General features: G+C 68.7%; 12 protein-coding genes. 10 read left to right on the top strand and 2 right to left on the bottom strand.

Features of this window, described 5'->3' with window-relative positions; genetic code table 11:
* Positions 1 to 63 precede the first annotated feature (63 nt).
* The 4 genes from ACJ8AT_RS04665 to gndA all read left to right on the top strand — a co-directional run bounded on the left by ACJ8AT_RS04665 (position 64) and on the right by gndA (position 4,687).
* On the top strand, positions 64 to 936 hold the full coding sequence (locus ACJ8AT_RS04665; RefSeq protein WP_407736335.1) for an NmrA/HSCARG family protein: 873 nt from the start codon (positions 64 to 66) through the stop codon (positions 934 to 936).
* A 91-nt stretch (positions 937 to 1,027) separates the two neighbouring features.
* Positions 1,028 to 2,572, top strand: a complete 1,545-nt coding sequence (gene zwf / locus ACJ8AT_RS04660) for a glucose-6-phosphate dehydrogenase (protein ID WP_407736334.1) — start codon at positions 1,028 to 1,030, stop codon at positions 2,570 to 2,572.
* Entirely contained in the window at positions 2,569 to 3,237 is a 669-nt protein-coding gene (gene pgl / locus ACJ8AT_RS04655) for a 6-phosphogluconolactonase (protein ID WP_407736333.1), read from the top strand. The genes zwf and pgl overlap by 4 nt, the downstream gene beginning before the upstream one ends.
* Positions 3,238 to 3,253: 16 nt before the next feature.
* Positions 3,254 to 4,687, top strand: coding sequence for an NADP-dependent phosphogluconate dehydrogenase (gndA, locus tag ACJ8AT_RS04650; RefSeq protein ID WP_407736332.1), 1,434 nt, complete (start codon positions 3,254 to 3,256; stop codon positions 4,685 to 4,687).
* A 7-nt stretch (positions 4,688 to 4,694) separates the two neighbouring features.
* Here gndA and ACJ8AT_RS04645 read toward each other — a convergent pair whose 3' ends face one another.
* Both ACJ8AT_RS04645 and ACJ8AT_RS04640 read right to left on the bottom strand, forming a co-directional pair.
* Positions 4,695 to 5,516, bottom strand: coding sequence for an alpha/beta fold hydrolase (locus ACJ8AT_RS04645; RefSeq protein ID WP_407736331.1), 822 nt, complete (start codon positions 5,514 to 5,516; stop codon positions 4,695 to 4,697).
* A 30-nt stretch (positions 5,517 to 5,546) separates the two neighbouring features.
* The gene (locus ACJ8AT_RS04640; RefSeq protein WP_407736330.1) at positions 5,547 to 7,184 is read right to left on the bottom strand and encodes an acyl-CoA synthetase; all 1,638 of its coding nucleotides are present in this window, start codon (positions 7,182 to 7,184) and stop codon (positions 5,547 to 5,549) included.
* A gap of 463 nt (positions 7,185 to 7,647) precedes the next feature.
* On the opposite strand from ACJ8AT_RS04640, the gene ACJ8AT_RS04635 reads away from it, so the two are divergent.
* From ACJ8AT_RS04635 to ACJ8AT_RS04610, 6 genes are all read left to right on the top strand, one after another.
* Positions 7,648 to 8,658 (top strand): heparin lyase I family protein, encoded by a 1,011-nt coding sequence (locus ACJ8AT_RS04635; protein WP_407736329.1) that lies wholly within the window; start codon positions 7,648 to 7,650, stop codon positions 8,656 to 8,658.
* A 116-nt stretch (positions 8,659 to 8,774) separates the two neighbouring features.
* The gene (locus ACJ8AT_RS04630; RefSeq protein WP_407736328.1) at positions 8,775 to 10,448 is read left to right on the top strand and encodes an ArnT family glycosyltransferase; all 1,674 of its coding nucleotides are present in this window, start codon (positions 8,775 to 8,777) and stop codon (positions 10,446 to 10,448) included.
* A gap of 35 nt (positions 10,449 to 10,483) precedes the next feature.
* Positions 10,484 to 11,008: a metal-dependent hydrolase gene (locus ACJ8AT_RS04625; RefSeq protein WP_407736327.1), complete on the top strand. Its 525-nt coding sequence runs from the start codon at positions 10,484 to 10,486 to the stop codon at positions 11,006 to 11,008.
* A gap of 31 nt (positions 11,009 to 11,039) precedes the next feature.
* A complete protein-coding gene (locus ACJ8AT_RS04620) occupies positions 11,040 to 11,699 on the top strand; it encodes a hypothetical protein (RefSeq protein WP_407736326.1) in 660 nt (219 codons plus the stop codon).
* 3 nt (positions 11,700 to 11,702) lie between these two features.
* A complete protein-coding gene (locus tag ACJ8AT_RS04615) occupies positions 11,703 to 12,857 on the top strand; it encodes an SPFH domain-containing protein (RefSeq protein WP_407736325.1) in 1,155 nt (384 codons plus the stop codon).
* The gene (locus ACJ8AT_RS04610) at positions 12,854 to 13,894 is read left to right on the top strand and encodes an SPFH domain-containing protein (RefSeq protein ID WP_407736324.1); all 1,041 of its coding nucleotides are present in this window, start codon (positions 12,854 to 12,856) and stop codon (positions 13,892 to 13,894) included. The genes ACJ8AT_RS04615 and ACJ8AT_RS04610 overlap by 4 nt, the downstream gene beginning before the upstream one ends.
* Positions 13,895 to 13,896: the final 2 nt, after the last annotated feature.

Below are 13,896 nucleotides of genomic sequence, written 5' to 3'. Positions count from 1 at the left end.
AATTGGGTCATGGCACACCCGTTGCTCTCCCGGTAAGCCGTCACCTTCTCAAGGAGAACGCTCATGCCGAAGTCTCTTTCCGTCCTCGTCACTGGTGCCACGGGTAAGCAGGGAGGCGCGGTCGCTCGCGCGCTCCTCAAGAAGGGGCACAAGGTCCGGGCCTTCACCCGCAAGCCCGACTCCACAGGCTCGCTCGAGCTCAAGAAGCTCGGCGCCGAGCTGGCCGTCGGCAGCTTCGCGGACAAGGACTCGCTGGCGCGCGCCATGAAGGGCGTGGACGCCGCCTTCATCATGAGCACCCCCTTCGAGGCTGGCGGCACGGAGGCCGAGACGCAGCAGGGCCTCAGCGCCGTGGACGCCGCCAAGGCCGCCGGCCTCCAGCACGTCGTCTACACCTCGGTGGGCGGCGCCAATCAGAAGACCGGCATCCCCCACTTCGACAGCAAGTTCCGCGTCGAGGAGTACCTGCAGAAGTCCGGCGTGCCCTACACCATCATCGCCCCCGTCTGGTTCAACGAGAACTTCCTGGGCATGTTTGGCCAGGGCCTCAAGCAGGGCGTCGTCGCCCTGGCGCTGCCTGCCCAGCGCAAGCTGCAGCAGGTCGCCGTGGAGGAGATTGGCGCCGTGGGCGCGGCGGTCATCGATCGGCGCGAGCAGTTCCTCGGCAAGCGCTTCGATCTGGCCTCCAGCGAGCTGAGCGGCGAGCAGGTCGCCGAGGTGTTCTCGCGCGTGACTGGCAAGCCCATCCGGTTCCAGCAGGTGCCCATCGCCCAGCTGCGCGCCACCAGCGAGGACATGGCCCGCATGTTCGAGTGGTTCGACAAGGTGGGCTACAGCGCCGACCTCGCCGCGCTGCGGCGTGAGCTCCCCGAGGTGCCCTGGCGTTCGTTCGAAGAGTGGGCGCGCGCACAGGACTGGAAGCAGGTGCTCGGGTAGAGACACTGCGCGCGTTTCCTGAGCGCACCGGGCGCAAAGCCAATAAGGTAGGCCCCCATCTCCACCGCTTCACTGCCGGAGGAAGCCAGCCATGGATGCTCAGGGCCTCCACGTCTCAACCACCCCCCGCGAGGGCGAGCCCATCGTCCGCGCGGACCGGCCGGACCCGTGCACCGTCGTGCTCTTCGGAGCCACCGGGGACTTGGCCCAACGCAAGCTCTTCCCCGCGCTCTTCGAGCTGGCCCGCGCGGGGCTGCTGCCCGACCACTTCGCGCTGGTGGCCTTCAGCCGCTCGGCGCACGACGACACCGCCTTCCGCGCCCAGGTGAAGGAGGGGCTGAAGAAGTTCGCCCGCACCCAGCCCCTGGACGAGGCCACCTGGGAGCGCTTCGCCTCGCGGCTGGAGTGCATCTCCGGGGACTATGATGATCCGGCGGCCTTCACCCGCCTGCGCCAGCAGCTGGAATCGGCCGAGAAGCGCTTCGGCACCCAGGGCAACCAGCTCTACTACCTGGCCACCCCCGCCTCCACCTTCCCCACGCTGCTGCACCGCCTCTCGGAGGCGGGGCTCTTGCCGCGCGAGGAGCAGCCCGGCCAGCGGCCCTGGCGGCGGCTCGTCATCGAGAAGCCCTTCGGCAGGGACCTGGAGTCGGCGCGCGAGCTCAACCGCAACCTGTCCTCCGTGCTGGACGAGCGGCAGATCTTCCGCATCGACCACTACCTGGGCAAGGAGACGGTCCAGAACATCCTGGTCTTCCGCTTCGCCAACCTCATCTTCGAGCCGCTGTGGAACCGCAACTACATCGACCACGTGGAGATCACCGCCACGGAGACGCTGGGCATGGAGGGCGGCCGCGGGCGCTTCTATGACGAGACGGGCGTCATCCGCGACATGGTGCAGAACCACCTGATGCAGGTGCTGGCGCTGTGCGCGATGGAGCCGCCCAGCTCGTTCGGCGCGGAGGACATCCGCGACGAGAAGAACAAGGTGTTCCGCTCGCTGCGCTCGGTGGATGGCAGCGAGGTGGCCACGCACGTGGTGGCCGGGCAGTTCAAGGGCTACCGCGAGGAGCAGGGCGTGGCGAAGGACTCGCGCACGCCCACCTACGTGGCCATGAAGATGAACGTGGACAACTGGCGCTGGCAGGGCGTGCCCTTCTACCTGCGCGCCGGGAAGAAGCTGGCCAAGCGGCTGACGGAGGTGTCCATCCACTTCAAGCCGGTGCCCATCAGCCTGTTCAGCACCAGCGAGGCGTGCCAGCGGCTGCAGCCCAACGTGCTGCGGCTGCGCATCCAGCCCCAGGAGGGGATTGCCCTCTCGTTCGAGTCCAAGGTGCCCGGCGAGGACGTGAGCATCGCGGGCGTCACCATGGACTTCGCCTACAAGGAGGCCTTCGCCAAGCCGGTGCCCGAGGCCTACGAGCGGCTGCTGCTGGACTGCATGCGCGGCAACGCCACGCTGTTCGCGCGCAAGGACAGCGTGGAGCAGGCGTGGGCCTACGTCACGCCCATCCTCCAGGCGCTGGAGTCCGGCGTGGGTGGGCACATCCACGAGTACGAGCCTGGGAGCGCGGGACCGGACGCGGCGGCGGCGCTGCTGGCCCGGGATGGGCGGCGCTGGACGGTGCTCAAGTGAGCCGGCCTCCCCCGCTCGTGGTGGAGCCGGAGGTGCTGGCCCAGCGGGCCGCGGAGTGGCTCGCGGAGGCGCTCAGACAGGCGCTCGCGGGCGGCGGCCGGGCCAGCCTCGCGCTCTCCGGAGGGAAGACGACGGGGCCCCTCTACCGGACCCTGGCGGCCATGCCCCTGCCGTGGGGACGGGTGGACTTCTACTTCGCCGACGAGCGGTGCGTTCCGCCGGACCATCCGGAGAGCAACTACCTGCTCGCGGAGGAGACGTTGCTGCGGCCGGTGAAGGCGAAGGCCGAGCAGATCCACCGCATGGAGGGCGAGCGGGAGAACCGCGACGCGGCCGCGCGGGACTACGAGGCCCGCTTGCCGCCGGTGCTGGACGTGGTGGTGCTGGGCATGGGCGAGGACGGGCACACCGCCTCCCTGTTCCCGGGCCACTCGGCGCTGGAGGAGCGAGAGCGGCGGGTGCTGGCGGTGGTGGGCCCCAAGCCTCCACCCTGGCGGCTGACGCTCACGCTGCCGGTGCTGCAGGGGGCTCGCAAGGTGCTGGGCGTGGTGTCGGGGGCGGGCAAGCGGGACGCGGTGCGGCGGGTGCTCGCGGGGGAGGATCTGCCCTCGGCGCGAGTGACGAACGCGGTGTGGATGATGGATCGGGCGGCGGCAGGGCAGTGAACTCCAGGAGGACCCAATGAGCTCAGCAAGCAATCCCCAGGGCCTGTTCCAGTTCGGCGTGGCCGGCATGGGAGTGATGGGCGCGAACATCGCGCTCAACATCGCGGACCGTGGCTTCAAGGTGGCGGCGTGGGATCGCCACCCGGAGAAGATCGACGAGATCCACAAGAAGCACGGGCACCCGGAGATGAAGGGCACGGGCTCGCTCGCGGAGTTCGTACAGATGATCGAGCGCCCGCGCCGCATCCTGCTGATGGTGACGGCGGGCGCGGCGGTGGACTCGATGATGGATCAGCTGGCGCCGCTGCTGGCGCCGGGGGATGTGCTCATCGACGGCGGCAACTCGTGGTTCCAGGACACGCAGCGCCGCGAGAAGGCGTTCCGGGAGAAGGGCCTGCACTTCATCGGCATGGGCGTGTCCGGCGGCGAGGAGGGCGCGCGGAACGGCCCCTCGCTGATGCCGGGAGGCCCCGCCGAGGCGTACGCCATCGTCCGTCCGGTGGTGGAGGCCATCGCCGCGAAGGCCGAGTCGGGCATCTGCGTCACCCACGTGGGGCCGGATGGCGCGGGCCACTTCGTGAAGATGGTGCACAACGGCATCGAGTACGCGGACATGCAGCTTTTGGCGGAGACGTACGACGTGCTGCGCCGCGGGCTGGGGCTGTCGGCGGACGCGCTGGCGGAGACGTTCGAGAAGTGGAACCAGGGCATCGCCGAGTCCTTCCTGCTGGAGACCACCCTCAAGGTGCTGCGCAAGAAGGATCCGCAGACGGGCAAGCCACTGGTGGACATGGTGCTGGACAAGGCGGGCCAGAAGGGCACGGGCAAGTGGACGGTGCAGGTGTCGCTGGACCTGGGCATCCCCGTGCCGTCCATCGCCTCGGCGCTGGATGCGCGCAACCTGTCGGCCATCAAGGAGGAGCGCGTGGCGGCCAGCCAGAAGCTCCCCGCGCCGCCCTTCACGCTCACGGACGAGGAGAAGTCGAACCTGGCCAGCTGGGCGCATGACGCGCTCTACGCGGCGCGCGTCGTCACATACGCGCAGGGCCTGCGGCTGATCCAGGCGGCCTCGAAGGAGTACCACTGGAACGTGTCGCTGGCGGAGATGGCGCGCATCTGGCGCGGCGGCTGCATCATCCGCGCGAAGCTGCTCAGCCCGCTGCGCGAGGCCTTCACGCAGCAGCCGGACCTGCCGAACCTGGTGGTGTCGGACGCCTTCGCTCCGGTGCTGACGAGGATGGCTCCGGCGTGGCGGCGGCTGGTGGGCACGGCGGCGCGGGTGGGGATCCCCGTGCCGGTGTTCTCCGCGAGCCTGGCGTACCTGGACAGCTACCGCAGCCCCGAGCTGCCGCAGAACCTCACCCAGGCCCAGCGCGACGCCTTCGGCGCGCACACCTACCAGCGCCGCGACAATGCCCAGGGTCCCTTCGTCCACTCGGACTGGAGCTGAACCTCTCTCACCAGGCGGCCCTTCGCTCGCAGAAGTCTCCGATGACGGTAGGGCGATCCGCGACCTGCGGCTCGCTCACCACGCAGTTCGGGATGTGGGCGGCATAGAGGTTCGAGACCTCCGCCGGATGCAACGGATCGTTGCCCGGGATGAGCAGCGTGGGAACCGCGAGACCGTGCATTTCGGAGGCGGAGGCGAAGGGCTGCGCGCCCGAGGCGATGAACTGCGTCGTGGCGGCGACGCTCGCGGCATCGAAGCCGTCAATCATCGCCAGGGCCTTCTCGCGGATCGGCGACGGTAGGTGCTCGTAGAGCGGACGCAGGACCTGGACGCCCTCGCCAATGGCCCGGCTCCCCGCCGCGTCCATCATCTTGAAGGTCGCTGCCTGCTGGGCGGTCAACCCGCGCTCCTCGCCCGCGTAGATAGGGGTGACCACGACGAGGGCGGCTGTCTTCTCCGGGTAGCGAAGCGCGAAGCGAAGAGCGGCGCCAGAGCCTGACGAGACACCGCCCACCACGGCTCGCTCGGCGCCGAGATGGCGCATCAACGCCGCGACGTCGTCGGCAAGCCGATCCCAGGTGAGGGGACGGCCATCCACCGACTTCCCGCTGCTCCGAAGATCGGGAGTGATGACCCGGAACCGCGACGGCAACGAACCCACCAGGGGAAGACAGGCGAGATGGTTGGCGAGCCCTCCGTGCAACAGGATGATGGGCCGACCACGGCCGTTCTCGACCGCGAAGAGCCGGGTTCCATCGCTCTCGAACCAGAACTCTCGCGGCCCACCTGAGTTCTCCGTGCTCTCGTTCCGCGGTCCTTCCTCGCTCATCGGTCCCTCCTCTCCCGCGCGCCGCCTCTGTCAGGACGGCTTCAGTGAACCTCGCAGCTCCGCGCGGCGGATCTTCCCGCTCACCGTCTTCGGCAGCTCGGTGACGAACTCGATCTCTCGCGGATACTTGTACGGCGCCGTCGTCTGCTTCACGTGCTCCTGTAGCTCCACCGCCAGCTCCGGCGAGCCGATGTGCCCTGGCGCCAGCACCACGTACGCCTTGATGCGCTGGCCGATGCGCTCGTCCGGCACGCCGATGACTGCGGACTCCGCCACCGCCACGTGCTCCAGCAGCGCCGACTCCACCTCGAACGGCCCCACCCGATAGCCCGACGTCTTGATGACGTCGTCCGAGCGCCCCACGAACCAGAAGTAGCCGTCCGCATCCTTCACCGCCCGGTCCCCCGTCACGTACCAATCCCCTCGGCGGCAGGCCCGGTTGGCCGCCTCGTCATTGAGATAACCGTGGAACAGGCCCACCGGGCGCTCGGGCGCTACCCGCACCGCGATGTCTCCCTCCTGCCCCACGGGCACCTCCTCGCCTTTCTCGTTGATGACCGACACCGTGAAGCCCGGCGAGGGCTTGCCCATGGAGCCCGGCCTCGGCTCCAGCGGCGGGAACATCCCCACCACCATCACCGTCTCCGTCTGCCCGTAGCCCTCGCGGATGTGCAGCCCCGTGGCCTGCTTCCACGTGGCGATGACCTCGGGGTTGAGCGGCTCTCCCGCGCTCACCGCGTGGCGGATGGAGGACAGGTCGAACTTCGACAAGTCTTGCAGCACGATGGCCCGCCACGCCGTGGGCGGCGCGCAGAACGTCGTCACCTTCTGCCGGGCCAGCATCTTCAGGATGCGCGCCGCGTCGAAGCGCCCTCGGAAGTCATAGACAACGTTGCACGCTCCCTCGCTCCACGGCCCGAAGAGCTTGCCCCAGGCGCACTTGGCCCACCCCGTGTCCGACAGCGTCAGGTGCCGGTCCTCCGGCGTCAGATCCAGCCAGTAGCGCCCCGTCACCATGTGCCCCAGGCCGTAGCTCGCCTGGGTGTGGAGCACCATCTTCGGCATGCCCGTGGTGCCGGAGGTGAAGTAGATGAGCATCGGATCATCGGCGCGGGTGGGCTCGAAGGTGAGCCCATGCACGCCTGTCCCCGCGCCAGGCTCGTAGCGGACCCACGGTGAGGGCGCCTCGCCCAGGGAGATCCAATTCTCCACCCGCCCGGTGCCCACCAGCCCCTCGAAGCGGTCCAGGCAGCTGACATCTGTAATGACGGCCTGCGCGTCCGAGGCGGAGAGCCGGTAGCGGATGTCCTTCGGCGTGAGCATGGGCGTGCCGGGCATGAAGACGATGCCGGACCGGATGCAGCCCAGCACCAGGAACCACCACTCCGGCACACGGGGCATGAGGATGAAGGCTCGGTCGCCTCGCTGCATGCCCAGGCTCGCGAGGAACTGCGCCGCGTGCAGCGAGTGCTGCCTCAGCTCCGCTAAGGTGAAGCGCCGCTCGTTGCCGGCCTCATCGGACCACAGGAGGGCGAGCGACTCGGGGCGCTCCCGCGCGTGGCGATCAATGACGTCGGCAGCGAAGTTGAAGTGCTCGGGCCGCTCCCACTGGAACGAGCGGCGCACGGCCTCGTAATCACGCATGTTGCGCGGGGACACGGAGCTCATCACCCACCCCTCCAGCACAGGTCCGCGCCCAGCATGGCACGGGCCTTGGGCCCCGGTGGCCCTTTTCAGAAGGGGCCCATGCGTGCGGCCAGCCCCCAGCTCGGAGGGCGGAGACCGGGCGGGCCAACAGGCCGATCCCTGCCTGCTTCAACCCTCCTTCCAGGTGCCAGTCCGCAGAGCGAGCAGCCCAGCCGCACGAGGCGGATTTAAGGCTGTGGGTCCCTGCCTACACAAGCCGCAAGGCCTTGCACTGCGGGGAAATCAAAGAGCTTTTGAGCTCTCTCGGTGAGGCACGAGGAAGGAGAGCCCGTGCCGCCTCGCGTGGAGTGCCAGCGAGCCTGACGGAGCTCGCTCGCCAGGGGGTTGGCACCCGAAGTGCCCGGGAAGGGTTCTTCCGCCCCATTTGTCCGACCACCCGCTGATCAAACGAAAAGGAGCTGATTTGACGCGTTTCCTTCGACTCATGCCTCTGCTGCTGGTGCCCGCCATCGCCTCCGCCTCCACGCTGTGGAAGGGAGACTTCGAGACCGGCAATCTTTCTCAGTGGTCACGCCAGCAGAGCGTTGCCTCGGACCGACTCCTGGTCGTCTCGGATGTGGTGCGCGAGGGCCGCTATGCCCTCAAGGCCACCGTGCACAAGGGCGACAACCCCATCAGCGCGAGCGGCAACCGCAACGAGGTGCTGTACCTCAGCCGTGAGACTCCCGGCCAAGAGTATTTCTACAAGTGGAGCACGATGTTCCCGAGCGACTACCCCTCCGCGAACACGTGGCAGCTCTTCGCCCAGTGGCACCAGGACGGCTGCTGCGGCTCTCCGCCGCTGGAGTTCTACCTGCAGGGCGAGGAGATGCGCATGCGCGTGGGCGGCAGCAGCGGGCGAGTGCTCTGGCATTCCCCGCTGCAGCGCGCGCACTGGAATGACTTCGTGCTGCACGTGAAGTGGTCGGCGGACTCCAAGGCGGGCTTCGTGGAGCTGTACAAGGACGGCAAGCTCGTGGTGCCCAAGACGATGGTGGCCACCCAGTTCGGCAGTGAGAAGAACTACCTGAAGCTGGGCCTGTACCGGGATGCGTCCATCTCCCAGACGGCCAGCGTCTACCACGACGGCTTCGTCATGGGGACGAGCCTGGCGGACGTGATGCCCTCCGCCTCCGCGGTGGCCGAGACGCCGGCTCCGGGGCCGGACAGCGCGAGCCCGCCCGCGGAGCAGGCTCCTGCTCCCTCCGCCGGGACGCCCGCGCCTACCACTCCGGCGGTGAACGCGACCCCCGTCGTGAATCCGCCGCTGGCCAACTCCACCCTGCCCGACCCCAGGGGTGGCACGCCGGGCGATACGCAGTACGGCCAGCCGCAGGGCTGCGGTGCTTCCAGCAGTGGTGGAGTGCCGTTCCTCGCCGCGGCGGGCCTGCTCGCGGTGACCGTGCTCACGCGGCGGCGGCAGGCGCTCGCCAAGGCCCGCTCGCAGCGGCGCTAGGTCTCCGCGGTACATGGATGACCGCCCCACCCTCTCGAGAAGCTCAGAGAGGGTGGGGCGGTAGTGCTGTGCGGTTGTGACGCGGGGCCTCGGCTGATAAGCGCCGGGCTGCCGCCATGCCGTCCCCGTCCCCGCCTCTCACGTTCGACTCCTGGCTGAAGCGCTGGTTCCGGTGGCTGCTTCCCATCGGCGTGCTGGTGAACCTGAGCGGGCTGGCGGGCACCGTCGCCGAGCCGGACTCCGCCCTGTACGCCACGCTGGCCCGGCACATGGCCGAGAGCGGCGACTTCGTCGATCTCATCGCCAACGGCGGGGACTGGCTGGACAAGCCGCACTTCCCCTTCTGGGTGACGGCGCTCAGCTTCCGGCTGCTGGGCGTCAGCGCCGTGGCCTACCGGCTGCCCGCGCTGCTGTTCTGGGGGCTGGGCGTGGTCTACACGTACCTGCTCGCCCGGCGCCTCCATGACGGCACCGTCGCGCGAGTGGCCGTGCTGCTGCTGCTGGTGGCCCAGCACCTGCTCCTCTCGAACAACGACGTGCGGGCCGAGCCGTTCCTGCTCGGGCTGATCACCGGCAGCGTCTACCACTACGTCCGCGCCCAGGAGTCCCGCTTCAGCCTCCACCTGGTGGTGGGCTCGCTGCTGGCCGCGTGCGCGGTGATGACCAAGGGCCTGTTCGTGCTGCTCCCGGTATGCGGGGGCCTGGTGGTGCACTGGCTGGTGCGCCGGCAGTGGCGCGAGCTCTGGCGGCCTCGCTGGTGGGCGGCCCTGGTGCTGGTGGGCGTGTTCATCCTCCCGGAGCTGTACTGCCTCTACCAGCAGTTCGATCTGCACCCGGAGAAGGCCGTCTTCGGGCGCACGGGCGTGTCGGGGCTGGGGTTCTTCTTCTGGGGCAGCCAGTTCGGCCGCTTCATGAACACCGGCCCCATCCAGGGCAAGGGGCATCCGCTCTTCTTCTTCCACACGGTGCTCTGGGGTTTTCTGCCCTGGTCACTCTGGCTGTACGCGGCGGTGCTGAGTCGCGTGTTCCGCCGGCGGCAGGAGCCCCCCGAGCGCCGGGAGTTCATCACCTGGGGCTCCGCGGGGCTCACCTTCCTGGTGTTCTCGCTGTCTCGCTTCCAGCTCCCGCACTACCTGAACATCGTCTTCCCGTTCTTCAGCATCATCACCGCGCAGTGGGCGTGCCGGCTGGAGCGTCCGGGACCGATGCGTGTGGCCTCCGGGGTTCAGACGTTCGTGGCGGGAGCCCTGCTGCTGCTGGGGCTGGGCCTGCTGTGGCTCTTCCGGCCTCCCCTCGCCGTGCCCACGGCCATTGGCATGGTGGCGCTCGGGGTGGCGAGCCTGTTCCTCTTCAGGTCCAGCCACCTCTCCGACGCGATCGGGCGGAGCTTCGCGGCCTCCGTCGCGTTCAACCTCATGCTCAACGGGGTGTTCTACCCGGCGGTGGCGCGCTACCAGTCGGGCAGCGAGGCGGCTGCCTTCATCAATGGCCTGCCCCCGCGCCCCGTGGGCCTGTTTGACTTCAACTCCTACGCCCTGGAGCTCTACACCCGGGCCCCCGTGCAGCGCTGGGATCTGCCGGCGCTGCAACGGGTGGCGAGCACCCAGCCCGTCTATGTCTTCCTGCCGGAAGAGGCCATCGCGGGCCTGCAGAGCCAGGGCCTGTCCGTTCAGACCCTGCGAGCGTTCGAGCACTTCCCGGTGACCCGCCTGACCTGGAGCTTCCTGAATCACAACACCCGGACCGGCGTCCTCCGGCAGCTCGTGGTGGCCGAGGTGCGGGCAGAGTAGGTAGCGGCTGCCCCCGCGCGGTACGCTCCCCAGCCATGAACCCTATCGTCCATGCGGAGCTGTCCTGGTTGATGGCGCAGGGCCTGCGCGAGCGGAGGGATCGCACCCTGGTCACCCTCGCGGGGCTGGCGCCGGACGTGGATGGGCTCGTCCTTCTGGCGGGAGAGGACCTGTATGCGAAGTACCACCACGTCCTCTTCCATGGATACGTGGGGGCCCTCGTCACCGTCGCGCTCTGCACGGCGTTCGCGCGGAGACGTGGCCCGGTGGCCCTGCTCGCCCTCGCGGCCTTCCACGTGCACCTGCTGTGTGATCTCGCCGGCAGCGGCCCTGGCTGGCCCATCCAGTACTTCTGGCCCACGTCCACGCAGGAGTGGTTCTGGAGGGGCCAGTGGAACCTGGCCTCGTGGCAGAACACCCTCGTCGGGCTGATGGCCACGCTCGCCTGTCTGGCGTGTGCGCTGCGTTGGCGCCGCACCGTCGTGGAGCTCTTCTCGCCTCGCTGGGACGCGGAGGTGACTCGCACGCTGCGGCGCCGCTTCCTGGGCGAGGCTTCCTGATCCCCCGACTTCGCGCTAAGCACTCGGTGCCGTGAGCCTTCTTCCCGCCCCGCCCTCCTCTTCCAAAGCCCCCAGCTCGGTGCTGGGCCTGTGGGCAGACCGTCTGCTGCAGGGCTTCGAGGACCGCCGCGCAGGCCTCCCCGAGCCCCTCACCGAGACGGTCGCGACGCGCTTCTTCAGCGCGTACCTGGAGGAGCAACTGCCCCTGATGCGAGACAGCCTGGCCCTGCAGACCGAGGGCCTGGCTCCCGAGGCGCGCGAGGCGCTCGTCCGGGAGATGGAGAACCTGGCGCGCGGAGTGCTGCTGCCCGCCTACGTGCGGCTGACCACCCACTTCACCCAGCGCGAGCGCAACGACTTCTATCTCGTCCCCGAGTGGCTCCATGGCGTGGAGCGCCTCCTGTGGAGCGTGGCCGGCATGCTGCTGGGCGCCTTCGTGGTGTGGGCGCCCTTCATCCCGCTGTGGGCCCGGGAGTGGGTCATCCCCTTCGCCCTGGCCGGGCTCGTCTTCCCGGACCTGCGCCGCTGGTGGGCCGCCCGCCGCTACGAGAAGGAAGTCAACGCGCTGGTGCTCGCCGCCGACCGCGAGGCCTCGCGCCTCACCCTGGGCCACTTGATGACCGGCTCGGTCTCCCCTGAACCCCTCTCGGATTCTCCCTCCAAGGATCCTTCGCCTACCCGGAGCCGCTAACCCATGGTCCAGATCAACTCCGCCCGCCAGGCGGTCGGAAAGCTGACCTTCCGCCTGCGCCGGTTGTTGCTGGTGCTCGCCAGTCCCCTGCTGCTGCTGTGCATCCTCTACATGAGCTGCACCGCCCGCGTGCTGCCCAGCGAGTACGGCGTGATGCAGCGCCGGCTCGGCACCAACTCCGGCATCGTGGACCAGGCCTACGGGCCGGGCCTCTACTTCGTCGGGCCGGGCACCACGCTCTACACCTTCCCGCGCACCCTCCACATCCTCGAGGCCAGCAACGATCGCCAGGAGGCGGAGCACAAGGCCCCCAACCCGGCTGTCGTCCGGAAGGTGGACGCCTACTTCGACGATCGCATGCGGCTGCTCGGCCTGGACACCCACCGCACCATCGACGCGCTGTCGGTGCAGACCTCGGACGGATACGCCGTCATCGCCGAGGTCGTCCTGCTCTACACCGTGAAGGACCCCGTGAAGGTCGCCAAGGAGTTCGGCTTCGGCACGGCCTACGTGGACCGGTTCGTCATCAACACCTTCCGCAACGGAGTGGTCTCCACGCTCGGGGCGATGAACGCCGAGGCCTTCTTCCACGAGGCGCTGCGCGTGCAGGCCGTGAAGGCCGCCGAGGACACCCTGCGCGAGCGCTTCGCCGCGCGCGGCTTCGAGGTCGAGAAGCTCCTGGTGAGCGGCTACAGCTACGCCCCCAACTACGAGAAGTCCCTGCACGACAAGAAGGTGGCGGTGCAGCTCACCGAGAAGAACCGCAAGCAGTCCCTGGTGAACGAGGAGCGCGCCAAGCTGCAGCAGTTCGAGTCCCAGGGTAACGCCAACATCATCATCGCCGAGTCTGAGGTGGCCGCGCAGATCTCCACCCTCACCTCCGAGGCCGAGCTGTACGCCAGCCAGACGCGCGCCGCGGCGGACCGGGACTACGGCCTGGCCCAGGCCGAGGCCAAGCGCCTCAAGGCGGACGCGCTCAACATCGCCGGAGGCCGCTACGTGGTGGCGCTGGAGATCGCTCGCATGTTCGACGCGGTGGATCGCGGGGTGATGACGCCCGAGCAGTACATCTCCTTCATCCGCCAGAGCTGGTCCTTGATAGGCCTGTCTCCCGGGGGGCCTGCTCCCTCGGGCTCGCAGGCGGGGGTGCTGCCATGAACCGCTCGCTCGTGTTCCTCGTGCTCGCGCTGGCGTGCGCCGGCTGCGAGTCCACCTCCTCCACCGAGGTCGGCGTCCGCACCTGCCTCTTCGGCATCCTGGAGAAGCGCGGCGAGCAGCAGGTATACCCGCCCGGCGGCGTCTACATGGTCATGCCGTTCGTCAACAGCTGGGCCACCCTGCCCATCTATCAGCAGAACCTGCTGATGAACGCCAACACCGACGAGGGCGATCGCCCCGTCCCGGACGACATCACCTTCAAGACGAAGGACGGCAACAACGTCCACATCGACGTCAACATCATGTGGCGCATCAACCCGGAGCGCGCCGCTGATGTCATCAGCCGGGTGGGCCACTCCGTCGACGAGATTAAAGAGCGCGTCATCCGGCCCGTGTCCCGCGCCACCATCCGGGACGTCTTCAACAAGATCACCAGCGAAGAGTACTACCACGTCGACATCAAGAACCGGGTCGCGGCCGAGGCGCGGGAGATGCTCGAGAAGGAGCTGCAGCCCTTCGGCATCCTCGTGGACAGCATGCAGGTGCAGCAGCACCGCTTCGACCCGGAGTACCAGGCGGCCATCGACGCGCAGAAGCAGGCCGAGGCGGACGTGCAGACGCTGCTGGAGCAGCAGAAGAACATCGTGGTGCAGAAGCAGTCGGAGCTGCAGGCCAAGCGCGCCGAGTGGAACCAGAAGCTCGAGGACTCGCGCGGCCAGGCCGGCCGCATCCGCAACGAGGCGGACGCCTACGCCAGCAAGCGCTCCAACGCGGCCAAGGCGCTGCTGGCCCAGGCCAAGGCCGAGTCGGACGCCACTCGCAAGGAGGCCGAGGCGCTCAACAAGCTGGGCGGCGACTCGTACGTGAAGATGCAGCTGGCGCGGCAGTTCTCCGGCAAGCACATCATCCTGGTGCCTCAGTCCAACGTCAGCACCATGAACATCAACCAGATCATGGGGATGATCCTGAACGAGAAGGCCCAGCAGTCCTCGACTGCCTCGGAGCCCTCCGCGTCCTCGGAAGAGAGTAAGCGCTGACC

Source organism: Hyalangium sp. (assembly GCF_045802625.1).
Lineage (GTDB): Bacteria > Myxococcota > Myxococcia > Myxococcales > Myxococcaceae > Hyalangium.
Note: the sequence above shows the minus strand (reverse complement) of the source record. Positions and strands in the feature narration are given on the sequence as shown.